At 66.2% G+C, this 21,600-nt stretch carries 23 protein-coding genes; 19 read left to right on the forward strand and 4 right to left on the reverse strand.

Annotated elements, in window-relative coordinates; genetic code table 11:
- Positions 1 to 43 precede the first annotated feature (43 nt).
- Both U1763_RS12780 and U1763_RS12785 read right to left on the reverse strand, forming a co-directional pair.
- Positions 44 to 556: a sigma-70 family RNA polymerase sigma factor gene (locus U1763_RS12780; RefSeq protein ID WP_332755508.1), complete on the reverse strand. Its 513-nt coding sequence runs from the start codon at positions 554 to 556 to the stop codon at positions 44 to 46.
- A 150-nt stretch (positions 557 to 706) separates the two neighbouring features.
- On the reverse strand, positions 707 to 1,513 hold the full coding sequence (locus U1763_RS12785; protein WP_332755509.1) for a hypothetical protein: 807 nt from the start codon (positions 1,511 to 1,513) through the stop codon (positions 707 to 709).
- A gap of 180 nt (positions 1,514 to 1,693) precedes the next feature.
- On the opposite strand from U1763_RS12785, the gene U1763_RS12790 reads away from it, so the two are divergent.
- From U1763_RS12790 to U1763_RS12805, 4 genes are all read left to right on the forward strand, one after another.
- On the forward strand, positions 1,694 to 3,370 hold the full coding sequence (locus U1763_RS12790; protein ID WP_332755510.1) for an ATP-binding protein: 1,677 nt from the start codon (positions 1,694 to 1,696) through the stop codon (positions 3,368 to 3,370).
- Positions 3,367 to 3,957 (forward strand): response regulator transcription factor, encoded by a 591-nt coding sequence (locus U1763_RS12795; RefSeq protein WP_332755511.1) that lies wholly within the window; start codon positions 3,367 to 3,369, stop codon positions 3,955 to 3,957. Before U1763_RS12790 ends, U1763_RS12795 begins: the two co-directional genes overlap by 4 nt.
- Positions 3,958 to 4,156: 199 nt before the next feature.
- Positions 4,157 to 5,017, forward strand: coding sequence for an AraC family transcriptional regulator (locus U1763_RS12800; RefSeq protein WP_332755512.1), 861 nt, complete (start codon positions 4,157 to 4,159; stop codon positions 5,015 to 5,017).
- 54 nt (positions 5,018 to 5,071) lie between these two features.
- Positions 5,072 to 5,341: a hypothetical protein gene (locus U1763_RS12805; protein WP_332755513.1), complete on the forward strand. Its 270-nt coding sequence runs from the start codon at positions 5,072 to 5,074 to the stop codon at positions 5,339 to 5,341.
- Here the strand turns inward: U1763_RS12805 and U1763_RS12810 are convergent.
- A complete protein-coding gene (locus tag U1763_RS12810; RefSeq protein ID WP_332755514.1) occupies positions 5,338 to 5,619 on the reverse strand; it encodes a hypothetical protein in 282 nt (93 codons plus the stop codon). The genes U1763_RS12805 and U1763_RS12810 overlap by 4 nt on opposite strands.
- A 162-nt stretch (positions 5,620 to 5,781) precedes the next feature.
- On the opposite strand from U1763_RS12810, the gene trmB reads away from it, so the two are divergent.
- Both trmB and U1763_RS12820 read left to right on the forward strand, forming a co-directional pair.
- Positions 5,782 to 6,462: a tRNA (guanosine(46)-N7)-methyltransferase TrmB gene (gene trmB, locus U1763_RS12815; protein ID WP_132737701.1), complete on the forward strand. Its 681-nt coding sequence runs from the start codon at positions 5,782 to 5,784 to the stop codon at positions 6,460 to 6,462.
- Between the two features lie 134 nt (positions 6,463 to 6,596).
- Positions 6,597 to 8,381, forward strand: coding sequence for an AMP-dependent synthetase/ligase (locus U1763_RS12820; RefSeq protein ID WP_332755515.1), 1,785 nt, complete (start codon positions 6,597 to 6,599; stop codon positions 8,379 to 8,381).
- Positions 8,382 to 8,538: 157 nt separating this feature from the next.
- Here U1763_RS12820 and U1763_RS12825 read toward each other — a convergent pair whose 3' ends face one another.
- Positions 8,539 to 11,445: a M16 family metallopeptidase gene (locus U1763_RS12825; protein ID WP_332755516.1), complete on the reverse strand. Its 2,907-nt coding sequence runs from the start codon at positions 11,443 to 11,445 to the stop codon at positions 8,539 to 8,541.
- A gap of 148 nt (positions 11,446 to 11,593) precedes the next feature.
- Between U1763_RS12825 and U1763_RS12830 the strand changes: the two genes are divergently transcribed.
- The 13 genes from U1763_RS12830 to U1763_RS12890 all read left to right on the forward strand — a co-directional run bounded on the left by U1763_RS12830 (position 11,594) and on the right by U1763_RS12890 (position 21,544).
- The gene (locus U1763_RS12830) at positions 11,594 to 12,457 is read left to right on the forward strand and encodes an aspartyl/asparaginyl beta-hydroxylase domain-containing protein (RefSeq protein WP_332755517.1); all 864 of its coding nucleotides are present in this window, start codon (positions 11,594 to 11,596) and stop codon (positions 12,455 to 12,457) included.
- 283 nt (positions 12,458 to 12,740) lie between these two features.
- Positions 12,741 to 13,313 (forward strand): NifU family protein, encoded by a 573-nt coding sequence (locus U1763_RS12835; protein ID WP_056050182.1) that lies wholly within the window; start codon positions 12,741 to 12,743, stop codon positions 13,311 to 13,313.
- Entirely contained in the window at positions 13,313 to 13,906 is a 594-nt protein-coding gene (locus U1763_RS12840) for a malonic semialdehyde reductase (RefSeq protein ID WP_332755518.1), read from the forward strand. The genes U1763_RS12835 and U1763_RS12840 overlap by 1 nt, the downstream gene beginning before the upstream one ends.
- A 157-nt stretch (positions 13,907 to 14,063) precedes the next feature.
- The gene (gene tsaB, locus U1763_RS12845) at positions 14,064 to 14,693 is read left to right on the forward strand and encodes a tRNA (adenosine(37)-N6)-threonylcarbamoyltransferase complex dimerization subunit type 1 TsaB (RefSeq protein WP_332755519.1); all 630 of its coding nucleotides are present in this window, start codon (positions 14,064 to 14,066) and stop codon (positions 14,691 to 14,693) included.
- Entirely contained in the window at positions 14,693 to 15,181 is a 489-nt protein-coding gene (locus tag U1763_RS12850; protein ID WP_332755520.1) for a GNAT family N-acetyltransferase, read from the forward strand. The genes tsaB and U1763_RS12850 overlap by 1 nt, the downstream gene beginning before the upstream one ends.
- Before the next feature lie 74 nt (positions 15,182 to 15,255).
- Complete coding sequence (locus tag U1763_RS12855; RefSeq protein WP_055873135.1) at positions 15,256 to 15,678, forward strand: Fur family transcriptional regulator; 423 nt, start codon at positions 15,256 to 15,258, stop codon at positions 15,676 to 15,678.
- A gap of 13 nt (positions 15,679 to 15,691) precedes the next feature.
- A complete protein-coding gene (locus tag U1763_RS12860; RefSeq protein ID WP_332755521.1) occupies positions 15,692 to 16,396 on the forward strand; it encodes a lysophospholipid acyltransferase family protein in 705 nt (234 codons plus the stop codon).
- A gap of 301 nt (positions 16,397 to 16,697) precedes the next feature.
- Entirely contained in the window at positions 16,698 to 18,029 is a 1,332-nt protein-coding gene (gene miaB, locus U1763_RS12865; protein WP_332755522.1) for a tRNA (N6-isopentenyl adenosine(37)-C2)-methylthiotransferase MiaB, read from the forward strand.
- 379 nt (positions 18,030 to 18,408) lie between these two features.
- A complete protein-coding gene (locus U1763_RS12870) occupies positions 18,409 to 19,413 on the forward strand; it encodes a PhoH family protein (RefSeq protein WP_132737677.1) in 1,005 nt (334 codons plus the stop codon).
- A 50-nt stretch (positions 19,414 to 19,463) separates the two neighbouring features.
- Complete coding sequence (locus U1763_RS12875; protein ID WP_132896141.1) at positions 19,464 to 19,718, forward strand: type II toxin-antitoxin system VapB family antitoxin; 255 nt, start codon at positions 19,464 to 19,466, stop codon at positions 19,716 to 19,718.
- Positions 19,715 to 20,110, forward strand: coding sequence for a type II toxin-antitoxin system VapC family toxin (locus U1763_RS12880; protein WP_332755523.1), 396 nt, complete (start codon positions 19,715 to 19,717; stop codon positions 20,108 to 20,110). The genes U1763_RS12875 and U1763_RS12880 overlap by 4 nt, the downstream gene beginning before the upstream one ends.
- A 19-nt stretch (positions 20,111 to 20,129) precedes the next feature.
- Complete coding sequence (ybeY, locus tag U1763_RS12885; protein ID WP_332755524.1) at positions 20,130 to 20,639, forward strand: rRNA maturation RNase YbeY; 510 nt, start codon at positions 20,130 to 20,132, stop codon at positions 20,637 to 20,639.
- An 8-nt stretch (positions 20,640 to 20,647) separates the two neighbouring features.
- Entirely contained in the window at positions 20,648 to 21,544 is an 897-nt protein-coding gene (locus U1763_RS12890; RefSeq protein WP_132896138.1) for a hemolysin family protein, read from the forward strand.
- Positions 21,545 to 21,600 lie beyond the last annotated feature (56 nt).

A 21,600-nucleotide genomic window follows, 5' to 3' on the forward strand; every position in this document is an offset into this window, starting at 1 on the left:
CCTATAGCCGAAGACGGAGGCGATCGCGTACGCCCTTGAAGATTCACGACTCATAACGTCGCTTTGCATCGATCATCGCGCGGTAGGCTTTCCGCAGGTCGCCCTCGACGGTGCTGAGGCTCACCCCGAACTCCGCGGCGACCGCGCGTTGCTCGACCCCGTCGATCCTGTGCCGCCGGAAGATCCGCGCGGCCCGGTCGCCGACCGACTGCAACGCCGCCTCCGCAAGCGCCGCCTCTTGGCGCGCGATCACGACGCGTTCGGCGGACGGCTCGTCGGACCGATCGAGCGAGGGGCCACCCGTCGCCTCGGTCCACGCCCGATCGCGCTTCTCCGCCTGCCGCGCCGCGCGGTGGCGATCGAGCATCAGATTGTTCGCCATCCGGTACAGATACGACAGCGGCGATGCGATCGGCCCGCTCGGCGCCGTCTGGATCCGCACCCACAGTTCGTGCAGCAGATCCTCGGCCGCATCGGCCGCGCCGAGCGAGCGGATAAACCGCAGCAGCGCATCGCGGTTTGCGAGAAAAACGGCCTCAAGGCCCGAGGAATCCATGTTTCGCCCGTGTCGTTAGGCCGCCGATCGGCGCTCGACGGCACCGTGTTCCCGGCGGGACGTACCGCGCTTGCCCCGGACGTACAATGAGCACGACCTATCGCACCTCCGAGGCAAGGCACCGAGATCCGCCCGAATCCGGTAATGCGGCTAGATCCTACGCGATCCGCGCGGCATCAACCGATATTCCGGATGATCGCTCTGCACCGCGGCCAGGTGCGCATCCATGACCTGTCGCATCGCCTCTGCGGTGTTGGCGATACCGGGGCCAGGCGCCCCGTCCTGATTGAGCGATCCACAGTTGCAGGGTGGATCGAGCAACGCGACGATCCCTCGCTCCATCGCGCGGAGGTGCGGATCGAGCGTAGCCTTGTCCATCCCTGCCAGCCGACCATGCAGCGATGGTCGCAAATACACGAAGGCGAACCGCGCCAGCATCGCTTCGTCGAGTAGCGCGAAGTCGTCCCAGTGCCGCGCCGCGAACCGGAACTTTTCATAGTGCATTTGCAGTGCGCCAGCCGTCTTCGATAGGCGCGCGCGATCCGCCGCCAACAGCAGGTCGCCGAGGCGGGACGGCGCGTCGTCGCCAATCTGGTTGAGCGCCCGTTCGCCGATCGTGACGCCGTGACCGCGAAAGCTCATTCCCGCGATATGCTTGGTCCAGCGGTCACGGGCGACGTTGCCATTGGTCGGTCGGCCAATACCCGCAAACGTGCCGATATAGAAAAGCTCCCGGTCCCAGAAACAGGCATAGATCCCCGGCCCGCTATGCCCGTCGCGCGCGATCGCCCGCTGGCCGGCGTCGGTGGGCCGGTAGTCGACGCGCAGGTTTGCCAGCGCATGCGTGCCGGGCGTACTCACGGTCCGCAGTCCGAGCAGGTCGTCGCCGCGGATCGAGATCGTCGGCAGGACCATCGGGCTGATCTGTTCACCCTCGATATTGTGATAATAGTTCATCGTGCGTGGGCCGACATCGCATTTCCCGGACACTGGATGGGACCCCGTCGGTAAGCGCGGCGACACGGCGGCGTCAGTCCGGGAAATACCCCCGGTACACGGCCTCCGGTCATGCTGGCGGCCTCCTGTCCGGGTATTTCCCTACTTCTGCCCGGCGTAGTTCGCGGTATCGAGGCGGGGATGGCTTCCGTTCCCCTTTCCGCCGCCGATCGTGCCGCCGAACGCGCCGCCGAACGCGCCGATGCTGCCGAGCTCGCAGCACTGGCGCCATCGCGCGACGGCCAGGCACGCTGGTTGCCGCGCGAGCGCGAGTGGCTGGTGCTGGCAGGATACGGCGTCATCTTCGTCGCGCTGCACCGGCTGGCAGTCCTGTGGGGCGGGGTTGGCTATTATTCGCTCTGGTTTCCGGCTGCCGGGGTTCGCCTCGCCTTGTTCTGGCGGTTCGGCGCGCGTCTCGCACCGGCCGCGGCGATCACCGAGATCATCGTCCAGTGCCTGACCGGGGTCGTCGTGTTCACGCAACCCGAATGGCCACGCGGTATAATCGGTGTCGCCAGCCCCGTCCTCGCATACGGCATCGCGGTCGCGGTGGTGCGCCGGGTTGCCGATGGCGCCACCGGTAGCCTGGCGACCGCGCCGATGCCGCTCGGGCTCGCCTCCGTTCTGGCGCCGCTGGCCGCCGTCGCGTTCGCGCTGCCCTGGTCGATCATGCGGCCCGACATCACGAACGTCGCCAATGTCCGCGACGTGATCGCGTCGTTGACCGGATTTGCGGTCGGCGACATGCTCGGCGTCCTGCTGATCGCGCCGCCGCTGCTCTGGATCGCCGATCTGTCGAGCGGCAGGACCGCGATGCCCGCGATGTTTCCGTCGCACCGGCATATTGCGGAAGCCGTGCTGGTGCTCGGCGTGTCGCTCGGGCTGGTCGGAACGCTGGCGACGATCGGCCTCGGCATCCCGGCGACGCCGGTATTGCTGGCGATCGCCTGGATCGGGCTGCGGTTCGGCCGCGCCGCGGCGTGGGCCGCGATCGTCGTCACCGCGATTCTCGTCCTGCCCGAAACGACTGGCGCGATGGCCGTCGACCAACGGCTCGCGCTCCATATGAGCCTCGCCGCGGTAGCCGTGGTCGGGTATCTCGCAGGCAGCTTCGCCGATGCCGAAGCGCGTGCGCTTGCCGCGGTGGCTCGGCGCGACCGGATGCTGTTCCAGGCCGAACGACTCAAGACGCTGCGGGCGATGTCGGTCGCGGTCATCCACGAGATCAGCCAACCGCTGTCCACGCTCGCGATCGAGGCGCGTCATCTGGTCGAGATCAGCGGCAACGCCGATCCCGATATCGCCGAGACGGCGCGGCTCATCGAACGCAAGACCGCGACGCTGTCGACGTTGGTCCGCCGACTGCGCCGGTTCGGCGGTCGCGCGGTCGACGAGCCGTCGCTGTTGCCGATCGGGACCCTGCTCGACACCGTCACGGCGCTGACCCGTCCCGAGGCAAGCGTCGCCGGTGTCGCGATCCGGGTCGCACCCGTCGATCCCGAGTGGACCGTGCTGGCGCAGGAGATCGAAATTGCGCAGGCGCTCGTCAATCTGGTTCGCAACGCCGTGCAGGCTACCGACGACGGCGTGGTCGAGATCGCCGTGACCCGTCGTGACGAACGGATCGCGATCGCCGTGGTCAATCATTGTGCCGATCACCCCCTCGTCCATGAGGGCATGGGCGTCGGCTCGCTCGTGGCGAAGGCGATCGTCGAGGCGCATGGCGGCACGCTGTCTCGCGCCGATCGTGGACTGGCGCGGATCGCGCATGTCGTCACCCTCCCGCTGGTCGGCACGCTCGTCGGAGACGCCGCATGACCTCGATCGCTTCCAGACCGACGGCGGTGTACGTGCTCGACGATGACGCCGATCTGGGGGCCAGCGTCGCGCGGCTGCTCGCCCGGCATGGCCACGCCGCCCGCGCGTTCGTCGAGCCGATCGCGTTGCTGCACGATTATCCCCGCGACCCTGCCGCCTGCATCATCTCCGACGTGATGATGGGCGACATGGATGGTTTCACCTTTGCCGATGCGGTCCGCGAGCTCGATCCGGATGTCGCGTTGGTGTTCATGACGGCGTGGCCGACCACCGCCAACGCGGTCGACAGCGTCCGCCGCTATGGTGGGCTCGACTATCTCGAAAAGCCGATCGACGAGGATCGCCTGCTGACCGCGGTTGCCGAAGGCGTGGCATGGTCGAACAGCCGCCGCCTGCTGTCACGCCGTACCGCGTTGCTGACGGCGCGCGAACGCCAGGTCTTCGACATGCTCGTACGCGGCCATAGCAACAAGGCTATCGCGGGGGCGCTGGGCCTCAGCATCAAGACGATCGAGAACCACCGCGCTGCGATCGTCACCAAGACCGGCACCAACGGATTGGCGCAATTGATCGCGCTCGTTTCGTGAGCGCTGGGATGGCCCCGTTCGACAGCGGGTCGCTGCGCCAAACGCCCGAAAACTCTGGATTTACGATGACCCGATCATGTCTCCCCGTCTCACATTTGAGACCCGTGGACATTTCGCCATTGTACAATCTCGATCAAGTGTTGGCCTTGGCAGGGAGTGGTCGACGCTGGTCGCGCACACCCGAGAATGGGATGTGACGATGCTGGTTTTTCCGATGCGCTCGACGACGGCCGTCGACGGGGTGATGGTGGCAACACGCTCGGTGGAGGGCGAATTGCGGTCACGGATCGATGCGCTAGGCAACGTGCGGCACCGCCCGACGGGTGCGTTCGATGTCTCGCGACTGCCCGGAACCGCGCGGATCCTGGTGATCCCGGAGGGTACGCGGGTCTCGGCGCGGATCCGCAACCGGTATTATGATCGGCTGCCCGATGTCGCCATCGTCGGTCCATCGAGTCGTCCGGTCGCGTTGCAGATCGACGGCAAGGCGCCGGTCGAGATCCCGCTGAGCCCGCTCGACTGGTCGCGGCTGACGCCCGTTGTCGCCGCGACGGTGGCCGATCGGATCCTCGGCGCGGCCGATCTGGGAATCACGTGCCTCGACGACGTCGCCGATACGAACAAGGGCGACATCGCTGGCAGGACGATAGCGCGTCTCGCCGATGCGGTGGTCGCACGCGGCATCGCGCCGCTCGATGGCACGACCGTCGCACTGATCGCGCAGCTGACGGCGTTGATCGACGCAGGGGACGTCGACGATGCAGCGACGGCCGCCGATCATCTGTCGACCTCGCCGCATAATCTTCGCCGGATTGCGCTGCGCTGGTTTGGCTTCCCCCCCAAGACGCTGTTGATGCGGCGTCGCTTTATCGCCGCGCTGGAGCGGTTTCAGGAGGCCGGAATGGACTTCGCGACGATCACGAATTTTGGGTATTTCGATGCATCGCACTTCCTCCGCGACGCCAACCGGTTTTTGGGGACCACGCCGCGGCGCTATCTTCGCCGCATCGATGCCTCGGCTCATGGCAAGTCGGCATCCGACGGCCCGGATTACCGGTAGCGCGAAGGCCGGGATCGATGATCCAGATCAACGTCCAACGACGAGGACACGAGCATGACCAGTGAACGGTCGGACCCTCCGACCACGGCCGAAGCGTGGCACGATCGGGTCGCCTACCACCGCGACCGCGCGGTTCAGGAGAAGCTGCTTGCGCAGCGCTCGAAGACCGAGGCGGCGCGCGCGGCACATCTCCTACTTGCCGATCGGCATCTCCAGATGATGGCGTCGGCAGAGTTCGTCGTGGCGATGACCGAACCGGAGATGCCCCAAAGCTCGTCGCTGCAGGTCACGGGGTGGCTCATGCGGCAAAGTTATAGCAATTAACTGGAAAGATGATCCGACGTCGCGTCGGCATCGATCTCCCCGAGATTGATTCCGTCGTACAGCGCTAGCAACGCGGTCACTTCCTCGACCACGGCCTCCTGCTCGGCCCGCCATCGCGCCGTGGCATCGTGCTGCGGCATGCCCCCATGCCCATCGTGCAGAGTAAAACCCTGATCTATCAACCAGATCGCATCTGCCGCCCGCGCACGCTGGCGACGCAGATGATAGACCCATTGTTCGATGATTCCCGATGGAACCAGCCTATCCAGATCGCCCATCCGTCATCCGGTACGGCAAGCATCGCGGCAACGCCAGAGTCCGGTCGCGCAAATTCCGCAGCGTCGAAAACGCAACCTCGCGCAAGGCGGCAGGCTCGATCCGAGCGGAAACACGCGTACGGCGCTTTGCGCGCGGCACGCAGATCGCTAGAGCGCGCGGCGATGACCGACCCTTCCATTATCCGCCGCCTGTACGGCCGACGCCAAGGCCATAAGCTCCGCCTCGGCCAGGCCGCGCTCGTCGAGGAAACGCTCGCCGACCTGTCGGTGCCCGAAGAGGGCCCGATCACCGCTGCGATGTTGTTCGGCGAAGACCGTCCGCTGCATGTCGAAATCGGCTTCGGTGCAGGCGAGCATCTTGCCGGCCAGGCGGCGGCCAATCCCGAGATCGGGTTCATCGGCTGCGAGCCGTTCCTCAATGGCGTGGTCGGTGCGCTCTCGCACATCCGCGATGGCGAATTGACCAATGTACGGCTGTACATGGGCGATGCGCTCGAAGTGATCGAGCGGCTGCCCGATGCCAGCCTCGACCGGCTGTACCTGCTCCATCCCGATCCGTGGCGGAAGGCACGCCATGCCAAGCGCCGCATGGTCAATCATGGTCCGCTCGACACGATCGCCGCCAAGCTGAAGCCCGGTGCCGAATTCCGGCTCGGCACCGACGATCCGACCTATTGCCGCTGGTCGATGATGATCATGAATGCGCGCCGCGATTTCGTCTGGCAGGCCGAGACGCCGCACGATTTCCTGACGCGTCCCGACGACTGGCCCGAGACGCGGTACGAGCGAAAGGCGCGGCGCCAGGGCCACGAGGTCTGGTATTTCCGGTACGTCCGGGTCTGACCGTGCACGGGGCCTAGCGGGACTCTGAAGCGCCGGACGGGATTGACGGTGTCGGTGATTGTCCGGCGCGAAGCTTCTCGCCTACAAGGGGCGCAACGAGGCGCGTCGGCTCCCGCTGCGCCCAGGGAGAGATCATGGCCCGTCAGCTCGAACGATTCCCGAACCTCGTCGCGATGTTCTTCGCGCGTGCTGCGGAGAAGGGCGATGCGCCGTTTCTCTGGACCAAGACGAGCGGCGCCTGGGTCGCCACCAGCTGGGCCGAAGCCGCGCGGCAGGTCGCTGCCCTCGCCACCGCGCTCACTGCAATCGGCCTGAAGCGCGGCGACCGCGTCATGCTGGTCAGCGAGAACCGCCCCGAATGGTGCCTCAGCGACCTCGCGATCATGGCGGCAGGGTGCATCACCGTGCCGACCTACGTCACCAACACCGAGCGCGATCACCTTCACATCATCGAGAACGCCGGCGCCTGCGCGATCATCGTCTCGACCGCCAAGCTCGCGAAGACCCTCCTCCCCGCGGTCATCCGATCGAATCAGGCGCAGACCGTCATCGGCCTGGAGGACATGAAGGTCCCCGCCGGAATCGACTTCCATAACTGGCACGCACTGATCGCCGCGCACCCGACCACCCCCGAGACCGCCGCCGCCCGCGCCGACTTCGAACGCGAAGACCTAGCGTGCATCATCTACACATCGGGCACCGGCGGCGCGCCACGTGGTGTGATGCAACATCACGGCGCGATCCTCCACAATTGCGCCGGCTGCGCGTCCGTCATCTCGGAGGATTTCGGCTGGGACGACGAGGTGTTCCTGTCGTTCCTTCCCTTAAGCCACGCCTATGAGCACACCGGCGGCCAGCATTTCCCGATCTCGCTCGGCGGCCAGATCTACTACGCGGAGGGCCTCGAAAAGCTGGCCGCGAACATCGAGGAAACGCGCCCGACGATCATGTTCGTCGTCCCCCGCCTGTTCGAAGTCCTCCGCACGCGGATCTCGAAGACGATCGAGAAACAGGGCGGCGCGTCGGCCTACCTGCTGCGCCAGGCCCTCGACATCGGCGGCAAACGCTACGCCGGTCGCCTCCGCCTGATCGACCGCCCGATGCAGGCCGCCGTCGCCACGCTGTTCAAGCCGAAGATCTCGAAGAAGTTCGGTGGTCGACTGAAGGCGATGATCTCGGGCGGCGCACCGCTCAACCCCGAGGTCGGCCTGTTCTTCGAAGCGCTCGGCCTCACCTTCCTGCAAGGCTATGGCCAGACCGAAGCCGCCCCCGTCATCTCCTGCAACCGCCCCAAGGCCGGCGTGCGGATGGACTCGGTCGGGCCGCCGCTCAACGACACCGAGGTCCGGATCGCCGAGGACGGCGAGATTCTGGTGCGCGGCGAACTCGTCATGCACGGCTATTGGCGCAACGATGCCGAGACCGCCAAAGTGCTCAAAGACGGCTGGCTCCACACCGGCGACATCGGCGAGATCGACGACCGCGGCCGGATCCGCATCACCGACCGCAAGAAGGACCTGATCATCAACGACAAGGGCGAAAACGTCGCCCCGCAAAAGGTCGAGGGTATGCTGACGCTCCAGCCCGAAATCGCGCAGGCGATGATCGCCGGCGACAAGCGCCCGTACATGGTCGCACTGGTCGTGCCCGATCCGGAATGGACGCAGGAATGGTGCGCAGGGAACGGCGACGCGTGCAGCTTCGCACGTCTGGCGGAGAACAGCGAGTTCCGCACCGCGATCGGCCATGCGGTCGAGCGGGTGAACGCGGACCTGACCGTAACGGAGCGGGTGCGCAGGTTCGTACTGGCCGACGGCCCGTTCACGATCGAGAACGAGCAGCTCACGCCGAGTTTGAAGATCCGGCGGCATGTGTTGAAGCAGGCCTACGGCGAGAGGCTGGACGCGCTCTACAAATAACCCTCTCCCCCACGGGGAGAGGGAGGGGCCCGCGCGCCCTTGCGCGTGGGAGGGAGAGGGGCGTGAGGCTCGCAACGCCTCCGACCAAAGCCCCTCACACTTCCGTCGCCAAGTGGCTCCTCCCTCCCTCTCCCCGACGGGGAGAGGGATTAAGCGGTCACTTCTTCGCCGCAGCCGGCACTACCGCCATCGTCCAATCCTTCTCCGGCCGCAGATACTTTGCCGCGGTCGCCTGCAACTCCACCGGCGTCGTTGCCACCAAGTCCGAAGCGATCCGCTGCGTCGCCGCGATCCGCCGCGGGTCGAACGTCGCGCCGCCAAGCTGCTGCAACCAGAACTGGTTTCCGGTCGAGGCGCGCAGGATATACTGCCCCATCGGCTTCTTGATCCGATCCAGCTCGTCCGCCGCGATCGGCGTCGACACCAGTTCCGCCGCGATCTGCCGCGCGATCTGGAAGAAGAACGACACCTTGTCGGGCGCGACCTGCCCGATCGCGACCATCCGGCCACCAGTGTTCATCCCCACCGGCCACTGGCTCGACACGTTGGGGCTGTAGCTCGCGCCCGCCGCCTGCCGCAGCCGCTCGAACAGCCGATCGCTGAACACCTGCGCCAGCACATCGAGACGCCGCGCCTCGACGATATTGTCGATCCCGCCACCGGTCGGCCATGCGATCACCGCCGCCGCCTGGTTCTCAGGCCCGGTATGCGCGCGCATCACCGGCGTCGCGTTGTGCGCCGGGAAGCCGACCGGCGCACCGACCGTCGACACCGCCGTCCGCGGCTTCATCGCCCCGAACGACTTCGCCACCGCAGCGATCGCATCCTCGGTCTTCACGTCGCCGAAGATCGAGACTTCGACAGGCCCGGTCTTCAGGATCGGCTCCCAGAACGCGCGGAAGTCCTTCGCATTCAGCGCCTCGACGGTCGGCTTCGACGGCGTCCCCCAGCGCGGATCGCCTGCCCGCAGCAGCCCCTCAAGGTCACGCGACAACACGCCATCAGGCGACGAATCATAGCCCGCGAACCCTGCCAGCGCCGCGACCCGCGCACGCGCTACAGGCGCCGGGTCCCACGCCGGGAACGCGAGCTTGGCCGCCATCAGCCGCAACTGATCGGCATAATCCGCCGGCGACGTAATCGCGCTCAGCGTGAACGCATCGTCGTCGATTCCGAAGTCGAGCCCGATCCGCCGACCCGCAGTCAGCTGGTCGAGATCGCCCTGGTCGAGATTGCCGATACCCCCTGCGACCAGCGCAAGATCACCCGCCCACGCCGGCGTCGACCGGTTCGACGGGATCGCGGTATAGCCGCCACCGAACCGCACGCGCACATACACGCGCCCGGTCTCACCCGCGTTCGGGAACAGCAGCACGCGCGTCCCGTTCGCGAAGTTCACCTGCTCCATGTCAAACGCGGCAATCTTTTCACGGCTCGCGACGACGCCCGGCTTGCCGAGCGACGGCAGCTTCGAGAAATCGACCGCAGCCTGCGCGCGCCGCTTGCCCGCCAGTCCCGAAACGTCCGCCTTCAGCGCAGTCGCCAGCTTGTTCGCAGCTCCCGCATCGGGCGTCTGCGTATTCACGAGCGCTCGGGTCGCGGTCCCTTCGAAAATAGCCTTGCTCGACGCGAGCAGCGTGGCAGGCGTGAACATGCCCTTGGCCTTGGCATCCTGCAAAATCTTGTACGACGTCTCCGGCCCCGCCACCGTCTCGCGGATATCGAGCGCGCCGACCATGTCGTCCGCCTGCTTCGACCCCGCCTCGACCTTGGCGGTCTCGACGCTGGTCCGCATGATCGTATCGAAATCGGCATACTCGCGGTCGACTTCGGCCTGGCTCGGCGCGTTGGTCTGCGCGTCGGCGATCACCGCGCGCACGTCCTTCAACGCCGCTTCCCAATCGGTCCCGATCGGCACGATATTGACGCTGGTCAGGTTCGCCGAGCGCGACACGTCGTCGATCGACACGCCCGCCTGGAGGAAACTGCCGCCCGCGCGCGCCCGCGTCTCCAGCCGCCGGCTGATCAGGCGGGTGGCGAGCACGTCGACCAGCCGCTTCTGGTTCATGATCGCGGTGTCGTCCTTATACTCCCACGGCCGCACCACGCCGAGCGTCACCACCGCCGGGATCGCCGGCTCGGCAATCGTCGCAGAGACCGGCGCCTTCGGATCGGGCTTGCCGAAATCGGGTGCCGGCACAACCGGGTCGGTGCGCTTCCAGTCGGCGAAGTTCTTGACGATCAACCGCCCGAACAGCGCCGGATCCATGTCGCCCGAGATGATGACGACGGTGTTCTCCGGACGATACCAGCGATCGTGGAACGCCTTGACCGTAGCGCCGGTGGCAGCTTCCAGCGTTTTGATATTACCGATCGGCGAGCGATCCGCGAGCGGCTGGCCGGCGAAGAACGTCGCGCGGATCGCATCGCCGAACCGCACCTGCGGCCCCGGCTGCTCGCGCTGTTCGGCGAGCACGATCGGGCGCTCGGCAGCGACCGACGCGTCGGTAATCGTCGGCTTCTCCATCATGCCCGACATGATCTTCAGGCTCTCGTCGAGCCCCGCCTCGGTTGCCGAGGGCAGGTCGAGCTTGAACGTGGTCGAGGTCGGCGTCGTCTGCGCGTTGGTGTCCGACCCGAAGGTCGCGCCGAACCGCTGCCACACGCGCTTGGCCTCACCGTCCGGCACGTATTCGGAGCCGCGGAACGAGAGATGCTCGATGAAATGCGCGAAACCGCGTTCGCTGTCGGTCTCGTTCAGCGACCCCGCATCGATCCGCACGCGCACCGACACCTGGCCGGGCGGCACGCCGTTCTTGCGCACCGCGAACCGCATGCCGTTGGGGAGAGTCCCGAACTTCCACTCGGGGTCACGGGTAAGGTCGCTGCCCTTGTAGAGCCACGCCGTCGTATCGATCCCCGGCAGCTCGGGAAGCGTCGGCGCTTCCTTGGCGGGAGAGGAAGCGGCCTGTTGCGTCGCCATCTGGCCGCTTGCCGGAATGGCCAGCCCGAGCACGAGGGGGAGCAGGACGGGAGCGCGATACAAGCGCGAGAAAGACACCATGGTGCATCTGTAGCGGTCGCGGGCGTCGCTCGCCAGTGCCCTGCCTCCACGCCCGGCGTGCGGATGCCATCATTTCGTCCAACACTGGCGGTATATCGTGTTCTAACAACGGGATCGGCCGCGCGACGCGCCGGGATACAGGGTAGAGATGACGGTCGAAGCCGAACTGGGGCAGTCTTCAATGTGGCGGGAATCGGGCGGGCCGGCAGTACGGCGCAGCGCCCGAATGCCCGATCTGAACGTGATCTCGGGCGCACCCAAATCCGGCGCGCCGATGGTCGCCGAGGCCAACCGCCCGCTGATCATCCGCGTCGGCAAGCATTTGCGCGGCGTATTCGACAAGATGATCGCGTCGTCCTCGCTGGTCGCCAACGATCCGGTGCTCGACGTCCGCGACTTCGCCTGGACCGCGGGCCTGCGCGAGAACTGGGCCGCGATCCGCGACGAAGCCGTCCGCGTCGCGCTGCAAGGCGAGGCCTCGCCCAGCCTCGCGACGATCTCGCCCGATCACCGCTCGATCGCCGAAGTCGACAAATGGCGCTCGTTCTTCCTCTACGGCTATGGCTACCCGATTGAGGAGAGCTTGGCGCGCTGCCCACACACCGCCGCCGCGGTCGCGCGCATACCCGGCCTCAACAGCGCGTTCTTCTCGATCCTCGCGCCGGGCACGCACATCCCCGAGCATCGCGGCGTGACCAAGGGCCTGATCACCTGCCACCTCGGCCTGATCGTCCCGCGCGACGGCGACGTCCGAATGCGCGTCCACGACCGCACCGTGCGTTGGGCGGAAGGCGAGACGCTCGTATTCGACGACACCTATCAGCACGAGGTGTGGAACGACACGACCGGCACCCGCGTCGTGTTGCTGATCCAGTTCGAACGCCCTCTGCGCAACCCGGGCAAGTGGATCGCCGACCTGTTCCTGGGGGTCGTCCGCCGCTCCGCCTTCGTCCAGGACGCGGTCCGCAACATCGGCAGCTGGAACGCCGCAGTGAAGGCGATGGACGTCTGAGTTCACCCCACCTGCCAACCCGTCGCTAATACAAACTCTGTCGCCACTACAAACTCCGTTACCCCAGCGAAAGCTAGGGTATCTCGGTTCGAGCCACGCGCTTCCCAACGGGGATACCCCAGCTTTCGCTTGGGTGACGGACTTGAGGGATTACGAATTTGGGGGAGGCCCGGTCCGTCCAAAGCATGTTCTCCCGCGCAATGTCCCCCCTCCTCACCCCCCGAAAGAAACCGTTTCCCGTTCCGCGCTTGATCCACCGCGCCCGTCGGGCCACATGCGGTGCATGCTCATCGAAACGGAATCCACCCCGAACCCCTCGACGCTGAAGTTCCTGCCGGGACGCACCGTCATGGACGCTGGCACGCGCGACTTCGCCACGCCGGAGGAGGCCGAGACCAGTCCGCTGGCCGAGGCGATCTTCAATCTCGGCGACGTGACCGGCGTGTTCTTCGGCCGTGACTTCGTGTCGGTGACCGCGGGGCCGGGCGTCGCCTGGTCGGACCTCAAGCCCGACGTGCTGGCGATCCTGCTCGATCACTTCTCCGCCGCGATGCCGCTGTTCAAGCCCGCGCGCGCCGGCTTTTCGGTGCCATCGGACGAGCCCGCGCTGTCGGACGATCCCGCCGACGCCGACATCGTCGCGCAGATCCGCGAACTCATAGACACCCGCGTCCGGCCCGCAGTGGCGAACGACGGCGGCGACATCGTCTATCGCGGCTTCGACAAGGGCAAGGTGTTCCTCCAGCTCCAGGGCGCCTGCGCCGGCTGCCCGTCGTCGAGCGCCACGCTCAAGAACGGCATCGAGCAGCTGCTCAAATACTACGTCCCCGAAGTCACCGAAGTGCGAGCCGTCTGATGCGCGAGAAATTGGACGACGCCGTCCTCGATACGATCTTCCGCGAAGCCCGCAGCTACAACGGCTACACCGACCAGCCGGTCGCCGAGTCCGAACTGCACGCGATCTGGGACCTGATGAAGTGGGGCCCGACGTCTGCCAACCAGCTTCCTGCGCGGTTGATCTGGGTGGTCAGCGACGAGGCCAAGCAGAAGCTCACCGACGCATGCAGCGCGCAGAACCAGCCGAAGATCCTGAAAGCCCCCGTGTCGGTGATCATCGGCATGGACACCAATTTCCACGAGCACCTGCCCGAGCTGTTCCCGCACGTCGATGCGAAGTCGTGGTTCGACGGCAACGCCGAACTGCGCGAAGCGTCCGCGTTCCGCAATTCGACATTGCAGGGCGCGTATTTCATCATCGCCGCGCGAATGCTCGGGCTCGATACCGGGCCGATGTCGGGCTTCGACGCGGGCAAGGTCGATGCGGCGTTCTTCCACGATACGCCGGCGGTGCGGACCAACTTCATCTCGACGCTCGGCCACGGCGACCCCGCGACGATCTTCGGACGGTCGCCCCGCCCCGGTTTCGCGAAGTTCAACACGATAGCCTGACCGCGCTAGCCAACGGCGCTAGCCAAAGGCCGTCACCCCAGCGAAAGCTGGGGTCTTCCCGTTAATGGCCAGGGCCTTCGCCAACCGGGAGACCCCAGCCTGCGCTGGGGTGACGGGCGTTGGGACGTTGGGACGTTGGGATGTGACGGAATAAACAATGCGCACTTTAGTAATCGAAACATCCACCACCGCCTGCTCGGTCGCGCTCATCGAGGACGGCGCCGTCCTCGCCCGTGCGCACGAAGTCGTCGGCCGCGGCCATGCCGAACGGCTCATCCCGATGATCGCCGAGCTCCCCAACGGCGGCCGCGCCGACCGCATCCTCGTCGATTGCGGCCCCGGCAGCTTTACCGGCGTCCGCGTCGGCATCGCCGCAGCCCGCGGGCTAGCACTCGGTTGGGATGCGGAAATCGCCGGCTTCTCCTCGCTCCCGCTCATCGCCGCCGCCGGTTTTGCCGACCGCTTAACCGACGATATTGCGGTCGTCATGGAAGGCGGGCATGGCGAGGTCTTCATGCAGGCCTTTGCCGCCGATCTGTCGCCGCGATCCGACATGGTATCGCTGAAGCCCGCCGCCGCGCTCGCCGCGCTGGCGGGGCGGCGTGCGGTCGGCAACGGCGTCCGCTGGCTTGCTGCACTGGATGCCCAGTTCGAAGGGAGCCTCGACCTCACCGAAGCGCTACCCGACGCAGCCTCCGCGATCCTGCTCCCAGCATCGCTGACCGCCCTTTCACCAAGCCCGATCTACGGCCGTGCCCCCGACGCCAAGCCGTCGGTTCCGAAATAATGGCCAGCCGCCAAGTCGCCACCCGCACCGTCACGCTCCGCACCGGCGACGCACGCGATCTTGCGATCGTCGACGCACTGATGACCGACGCGTTCGACCCGCGCTACGGCGAAGCGTGGACGCGCAGCCAGTGCCTCGGCGTGCTAGCGCTCACCGGCGTCCACCTCACGCTCGCGTTCGTCGACGACTTCCCCGCAGGGTTCACGATGACCCGGTCGGTCGCCGACGAAGCCGAACTTCTCCTGATCGCAGTCGCCCCCGACTATCGTCGTCGCGGCGTCGGCACCGCACTGATCCGCGCGGCCATCGCGGAATGCTCGGTCGGCAGCATCGCCAAACTCCACCTCGAAGTCCGCGCCGGTAACGACGCGGTCAAGATGTATGCTACACACGGCTTCGCGAAGGTCGGTGAGCGCCGCGCCTATTACCGCGGCAAGACCGGCGTCGCGTATGACGCACACACCTATTCGAAAGATATCAACAGCTAAGGCTTATTGCGAGTCACTATCCCTTTTCGCAACAGCGCGGACGTCCTACATGGGGTGCAACGAGGGAATGACACATGCCGCGCAAGATCGATCTGGAAGCACTCTGCAACGAGAAGGGCCTGCGCATCACCGAGCAGCGCCGCGTCATCGCACGCGTGCTGTCCGAGGCGGACGACCATCCCGACGTCGAGAAGGTCTATGAGCGCGCATCGCAGATCGACCCCGGCATCTCGATCGCGACGGTGTACCGCACCGTCCGGCTGTTCGAGGAAGCCGGCATCCTCGACCGCCACGATTTCGGCGACGGCCGCGCCCGCTACGAGCCTGCGCCCGAAGCGCATCACGATCACCTGATCGACGTCGAGAGCGGCAAGGTGATCGAATTCGTCGATCCCGAACTCGAGCAGTTGCAGAAGGCGATCGCCGAGAAGCTGGGCTTCCGTCTGGTCGATCACCGCATGGAACTCTACGGCGTCGCGCTAGCCCGCAAGGACTGAGCCGATCGGCCGGGTGCGATTTGGGGCGCGGCTGGCGGCGCTGTTGCTCGCGCTGATCCTGGCGCTTCCGTTACATGGCGCGTGGCGGCTGTTCGGGCGGAAGTCGCCTTGGCCGCCGCGGTTCCTGGGACTGGTCGCGCGGATCGTCGGCGCTCGGGTGCGAGTGGTCGGCACCCCGCTCCGCCACGACGTCGTGTTCGTCTCGAACCATCTGAGCTGGATCGACATCCTGCTCCTGTCCGGCGCAACCGGCAGCGCGTTCGTGGCTAAATCCGAACTGCGCAGCGCCCCGCTGGTCGGCTGGCTCTGCACACTCAACCACACCATCTTCGTGTCGCGGGCCGACCGCATGGCGGTAACCGCCCAGATCGCCCAGGTCCGCGACGCGCTTGCGGCAGACTGGCCCGTAACCTTGTTCCCCGAAGGCACGACGGGAGACGGCACGACGCTCCTCCCTTTCAAGGCGGCATTGCTGGCGGCCCTGGACCCGCCCCCGCCGGGCGTCCGCGTGCAACCGGTCCGCATCGATTATGGCGCGGCGACCGATGAACTCGCGTGGGTCGGCGACGAGCCCGGCCAACACCACGCCGCCCGCGTCCTGAAGCGCAAAGGCAGCTTCGTCGCGACGCTGCACTTCGCAGAACCGTTCGATCCCGCGGAATATGGCGACCGAAAAGCCATAGCCGCCGAAGCCCGCCGCCGCATGGAAGCGCTGTAGTCCAAACAATAGAGTGTTCCCCCGCGAAGGCGGGGGCCCAGACTGGACTCCCGCCTTCGCGGGAGAACAAGGGAGGGAACCTCCCACCTATCCCCAACACAGAAACACCACCCCGGCGAAGGCCGGGGCCCAATTGGGGGACATTGCTAACGGAAGACGGCGCTCCGTTACTGCAACCTTTCTAATTGGCCCCCGGCCTCCGCCGGGGCGGTGCTCCAGCGGGGCCTCCCTGACGGTGCTCGAAAAGACGCTCTAACAACGCCCCCTCCCCCCGCGCCCACAAATTTGGTACGGCCCCCGCATGTCCCCTCCCAAAACCTTCCACGTAAAATCCATCGGCTGCCAGATGAACGTCTACGACGGCGAGCGCATGGCCGAACTGATGGCCGCCCAGGGCCTCACGCAAGCCGACGCGGTCGACGCCGACGTAGTCGTCCTAAACACCTGCCACATCCGCGAACGCGCCACCGAAAAGGTCTATTCGGACATCGGTCGCCTCCGGAAGGACCAGCGCCGCAAGTCCGGCAAGACGCCGATGATCGCCGTCGCCGGCTGCGTCGCGCAGGCCGAGGGCGAGGAGATCTTCACCCGCGCCAAGGTCGATATCGTCGTCGGCCCGCAGGCCTATCACAACCTCCCCGAGCTGGTCGCGAAAGCCGCCGCCGGTACGCCCTCGCTCGACACCGACATGCCGCTGCTGTCGAAGTTCGGCGCGCTCCCCGCCCGCCGCAAAGTCGCCCCTTCAGCGTTCCTCACCGTGCAGGAAGGGTGCGACAAGTTCTGCACCTACTGCGTCGTCCCCTACACGCGGGGCGCGGAAATCAGCCGCCCGTTCACAGCGATCGTCGACGAGGCGAAGGCGCTGGTCGACGCCGGCGCGCGCGAGATCACGCTGCTGGGCCAGAACGTCAACGCGTGGTCCGAGAATGCCAATACTTCAGATGGGCGCGGCCTCCACGACCTGATCCGCGACCTCGACCGCATTCCCGGCCTCGCGCGGATCCGCTACACCACGAGCCACCCCAACGACATGACTCAAGGCCTGATCGACGCCCACCGCGACATCGAGGGCCTGATGCCGTTCCTCCACCTTCCCGTGCAGGCCGGCAGCGACCGCGTCCTCAAGGCGATGAACCGCAGCCACACCCGCGACTCCTATCTCCGCCTGCTCGACCGCGTCCGCGCAGTCCGCCCCGACATCGCGCTGTCGGGCGACTTCATCGTCGGCTTCCCCGGCGAGACCGACGCCGAGTTCGAGGACACGTTGAGCCTTGTCGACGCGGTCGGCTACGCGCAGGCCTACAGCTTCAAATACAGCCCCCGCCCCGGCACGCCTGCGGCGTCGATCGTCGAGCAGGTCCCCGAAGCCGTGATGGACGAGCGCCTCCAGCGCCTCCAGGCCGCACTCAACCGCGACCAACACGCCTTCAATGCAGCCACGGTAGGCCGTACCTGCACGGTCCTGCTCGAACGCACGGGCAAACTCCCCGGCCAGCTGATCGGCAAGTCCCCCTGGCTGCAATCGGTCCACCTGATCGGCAACCACGCGATAGGTGACCTGGTCGAGGTGACGCTAGCCGCCGCCGGCCCGAATTCCCTGACCGGCATCGAACGCGTGCGCGAAGCCGCCTAAAACCTATCCTCCCCTGATAGGGGAGGTGGCAGCCCGAAGGGCTGACGGAGGGGTGACCGCGCTATCGAGAGGGCGTCACCCTCCGTCTGGCAAGCGCCAGACACCTCCCCTTACAAGGGAGGATCAGTGAGGACCTCTCCCTGCCGAGGCGCCAAAGCACCGATTTCGAGCCTTCGCACGGACCCGCACGATTACCCTATCCTCCATCCCAATCCCCTGTCACACTCGCCGGCGATGCAGTTGCGCCCGCGCGATCCGATGCTCTTCCGACCCGCCGTCATGGCGCGGGTTGAAGGTCGGCGCCCCGCTCCTCATCTTCCTTCCAGAGGTTACGGTTCGACGCTTCCAAGCGTAGCCTTTGACATCTCGAAAGGACCGTATGAGCCGTAAACCCGTTCCCGCCCAGTCCGGTGACCGCGCCCGTGTCGAGCTGCTGTTCGACAAGCCCCAATTGCTCGTCCGGCTGTTCGGCCAGTACGACCAGAACCTGGTAGCGCTCGAGAATCGCCTTGGCGTCTACATCACCGCGCGAGGGAACAAGATAGGCCTGGAGGGCACCGCCGAACAGGTCGCCAAGGCGCGCGACGTGCTGCACGACCTCTATGCCCGCATCCAGCGCGGCGAGGACGTCGATACCGGCCTCGTCGACGCGTCGATAGCGATGGCGGACGAGCCCGTTCTCGAAGGCATCATCCGCGCCGATGCGGGTGGCGGCGGCGCCCCGCCGATCATGATCCGGACGCGCAAGAAGACGATCGTCCCACGCACCCCAGCGCAGGCGCACTACATGCGCGAGCTAGCCAACAACGACATGATCTTCGCACTCGGGCCGGCAGGCACGGGCAAGACCTATGTCGCGGTCGCGCAAGCGGTGCAGCAGCTCATCACCGGCAGCGTCCAACGCCTGATCCTCTCGCGCCCCGCGGTCGAAGCCGGCGAACGCCTCGGCTTCCTACCCGGCGACATGAAGGAGAAGGTCGATCCGTACCTTCGCCCGCTGTACGATGCGCTCTACGACTGCCTTCCCGCGGAACAAGTCGAACGCCGCATCGCCAGCGGAGAGATCGAGGTCGCCCCGATCGCCTTCATGCGCGGCCGTACGCTGGCCGACGCGTTCGTCATCCTCGACGAGGCCCAGAACACCACCCCCGCGCAGATGAAGATGTTCCTCACCCGCTTCGGCCAGAACAGCCGCATGGTGATCTGCGGCGACCCCAAGCAGGTCGACATCCCCGGCGGCGTAGCGGCCTCGGGTCTGGCCGATGCGGTCACGCGACTGGAGGGCGTGGAAAGCATCTCGATGTGCCGCTTCACCGTCGGCGACGTCGTCCGCCACCCCATCGTCGGTCGCGTCGTCGCGGCCTACGAAGGCACCGATGCTTGATGCACGGGATATCCTGGAGTACATCTTCAGGATATCCCCGGAGTCGGACGATGGCATCGCTCTATATCAAGAACGCCGATACCGCCGATCTTGCGCGTGAGGTCGCTGGGCTGCTCGGCACCAGCAAGACGGCAGCGGTCCACGACGCTCTCCTGCACCGCAAGCGTATGCTCGAAACGGAGAAGCTTGCGAGTATCCATGATCGATTCGCGGCTTGGCGAGCGGCTCATCCGCTAGGCGAACCGACGGGGTTGGAAGCGGACAAGGCCTTCTACGATTCGCTCAACGACGAAGATGACGATTGATCGCATTCCTGGACGCATCCGCAATGGTTGCGATCATTACGGGCGAGCCTGAAGCCTTCTCCCTCGAGAAGCGATACGGTCAGGCTGACGCGGTGCTGTGCTCGGCGATGTCGCTATGGGAAACGGTCCGCGCCGTAGCACGCAAGCGCAAGGTTCCCGTCGCCGTCGCGCACGCCGAAGTCGAGACGTTCAGGGTCGACTTTGCACTCCGCCTCGTCCCTATCGGCGAGACCGAGACCCGGGAGGCCATCATGGCTCACGAACGCTACGGCAAAGGGAACCACCCCGCGAAGCTCAACATGGGCGATTGTTTCGCCTATGCCTGTGCGAAAGCCCATGGTGCGGAACTTCTCTACAAGGGTAATGATTTCGCCCAAACCGATCTCGCCTGATCTCGCCTGAAGGACCCGCATGCTCGAAATCGCGCTCTCTTCCGACGCCCCCTGGCCTGAGCAGGACTGGGACGCCCTCGCCCTGCGCGCGGCGACGGCGGCGATCGAGCGGACCCCGCACGGCGAACTCCTGACCAGCGCGGCAACGGTCGAGATTTCGATCCGGCTCGCGTCGGACGACGAAGTGCATACGCTCAACAAGCAATATCGCCAGAAGGACAAGCCGACCAACGTCCTGTCCTTCCCGATGGTCCAGCCCGACCTGTTGGAGACGATCACGCAGAACTCGGACGACGGCGAGGTGCTGCTCGGCGACATCATCCTCGCGCACGGCGTCTGCGTCGCGGAAGCCGCCGAGCGCAATATCTCGGTCGAGGATCATGCGATGCATCTGATGGTGCACGGCACGCTGCATCTGCTAGGCTATGACCATATCGACGACGACGAGGCCGAGGGCATGGAGCAGATCGAGCGCGACGCGCTCGCCGCGCTCGGCCTTCACGACCCTTACTTGATAACAGAGGACTGACGACCACGATGGCCGATGGCCCCAATGCCGGTAACGGCGATAGTAGCGACAGTATCTGGCGCGGGCTCAAGGGCCTGATCTTCGGTGCTCAAGACGAGTCTCTCCGCGACCAGCTCGAGGATGCGATCGACCGGCACGAGGGCGATCCCGCCCCCGATGCAAAGGGTGATCTGACCCCGCTCGAGCGCCAGATGGTCCGCAACCTGCTCCACTTCAGCGAGCGCGACGCAGGCGACGTCGGCGTGCCGCGCGCGGACATCATCGCCGTGGAGGAAGACACGCCGTTCGCGGACTTGGTGAAGCTGTTCGCCGAGGCGGGGCACAGCCGCCTGCCGGTGTACCGCGACAACCTCGATACGATCATCGGCATGGTCCACATCAAGGACGTCTTCAACATCCTCGCGACCGGTGCCGAGCATCCGACGTCGATCGCCGGACTGATCCGCGAGCCTCTCTACGCGCCAATGTCGCGCGGGGCGCTCGATCTGCTAGCGGACATGCGACAGAAGCACGTCCACCTGACGATAGTGCTCGACGAATATTCGGGCACCGAGGGTCTGGTGACATTCGAGGATCTGATCGAGGAGATCGTCGGCGAGGTCGAGGACGAGCATGACGAGGCGCCGCAGGTGCTAATGACGCCGATCGAGGGCGGTGCGTGGGATGCCGACGCACGCGCCGAGCTGGAGGACGCCGCCGAATTGATCGATCCGCGTCTGGCGGAAGTCGACGGCGACATTGACACGCTAGGCGGATTGGCGGCACTTCTGGCCGGACATGTCCCGCAGATCGGCGAGTGCGTCGATCATCCGAGCGGGTGGAAGCTGGAGATCACCGACGCGGACGAGCGCCGCATCAACCGGCTGCGCCTGCATCCACCGGTGATCGAATTGGTCGAAGACTGATCAATCTCGCTATCCTGTAAACGGCGGTTCATTGCGGCTGGCCAATGATCTCCTTC

Source organism: Sphingomonas sorbitolis (genome assembly GCF_036663875.1).
Classification (GTDB): domain Bacteria; phylum Pseudomonadota; class Alphaproteobacteria; order Sphingomonadales; family Sphingomonadaceae; genus Sphingomonas.

Bases quoted from the DNA above. Each gene is read 5' to 3' on its own strand.
- U1763_RS12825 (WP_332755516.1), bottom strand. From the start codon at position 11,445: ATGGTGTCTTTCTCGCGCTTGTATCGCGCTCCCGTCCTGCTCCCCCTC.
- U1763_RS12800 (WP_332755512.1), top strand. From the start codon at position 4,157: ATGCTGGTTTTTCCGATGCGCTCGACGACGGCCGTCGACGGGGTGATG.
- tsaB (WP_332755519.1), top strand. From the start codon at position 14,064: ATGCGCACTTTAGTAATCGAAACATCCACCACCGCCTGCTCGGTCGCG.
- miaB (WP_332755522.1), top strand. From the start codon at position 16,698: ATGTCCCCTCCCAAAACCTTCCACGTAAAATCCATCGGCTGCCAGATG.
- U1763_RS12870 (WP_132737677.1), top strand. From the start codon at position 18,409: ATGAGCCGTAAACCCGTTCCCGCCCAGTCCGGTGACCGCGCCCGTGTC.
- U1763_RS12890 (WP_132896138.1), top strand. From the start codon at position 20,648: ATGGCCGATGGCCCCAATGCCGGTAACGGCGATAGTAGCGACAGTATC.
- U1763_RS12855 (WP_055873135.1), top strand. From the start codon at position 15,256: ATGCCGCGCAAGATCGATCTGGAAGCACTCTGCAACGAGAAGGGCCTG.
- U1763_RS12875 (WP_132896141.1), top strand. From the start codon at position 19,464: ATGGCATCGCTCTATATCAAGAACGCCGATACCGCCGATCTTGCGCGT.
- U1763_RS12780 (WP_332755508.1), bottom strand. From the start codon at position 556: ATGGATTCCTCGGGCCTTGAGGCCGTTTTTCTCGCAAACCGCGATGCG.
- trmB (WP_132737701.1), top strand. From the start codon at position 5,782: ATGACCGACCCTTCCATTATCCGCCGCCTGTACGGCCGACGCCAAGGC.
- U1763_RS12820 (WP_332755515.1), top strand. From the start codon at position 6,597: ATGGCCCGTCAGCTCGAACGATTCCCGAACCTCGTCGCGATGTTCTTC.
- U1763_RS12835 (WP_056050182.1), top strand. From the start codon at position 12,741: ATGCTCATCGAAACGGAATCCACCCCGAACCCCTCGACGCTGAAGTTC.
- U1763_RS12830 (WP_332755517.1), top strand. From the start codon at position 11,594: ATGACGGTCGAAGCCGAACTGGGGCAGTCTTCAATGTGGCGGGAATCG.
- U1763_RS12850 (WP_332755520.1), top strand. From the start codon at position 14,693: ATGGCCAGCCGCCAAGTCGCCACCCGCACCGTCACGCTCCGCACCGGC.
- U1763_RS12810 (WP_332755514.1), bottom strand. From the start codon at position 5,619: ATGGGCGATCTGGATAGGCTGGTTCCATCGGGAATCATCGAACAATGG.
- U1763_RS12790 (WP_332755510.1), top strand. From the start codon at position 1,694: ATGGCTTCCGTTCCCCTTTCCGCCGCCGATCGTGCCGCCGAACGCGCC.
- U1763_RS12795 (WP_332755511.1), top strand. From the start codon at position 3,367: ATGACCTCGATCGCTTCCAGACCGACGGCGGTGTACGTGCTCGACGAT.
- ybeY (WP_332755524.1), top strand. From the start codon at position 20,130: ATGCTCGAAATCGCGCTCTCTTCCGACGCCCCCTGGCCTGAGCAGGAC.
- U1763_RS12840 (WP_332755518.1), top strand. From the start codon at position 13,313: ATGCGCGAGAAATTGGACGACGCCGTCCTCGATACGATCTTCCGCGAA.
- U1763_RS12785 (WP_332755509.1), bottom strand. From the start codon at position 1,513: ATGAACTATTATCACAATATCGAGGGTGAACAGATCAGCCCGATGGTC.
- U1763_RS12805 (WP_332755513.1), top strand. From the start codon at position 5,072: ATGACCAGTGAACGGTCGGACCCTCCGACCACGGCCGAAGCGTGGCAC.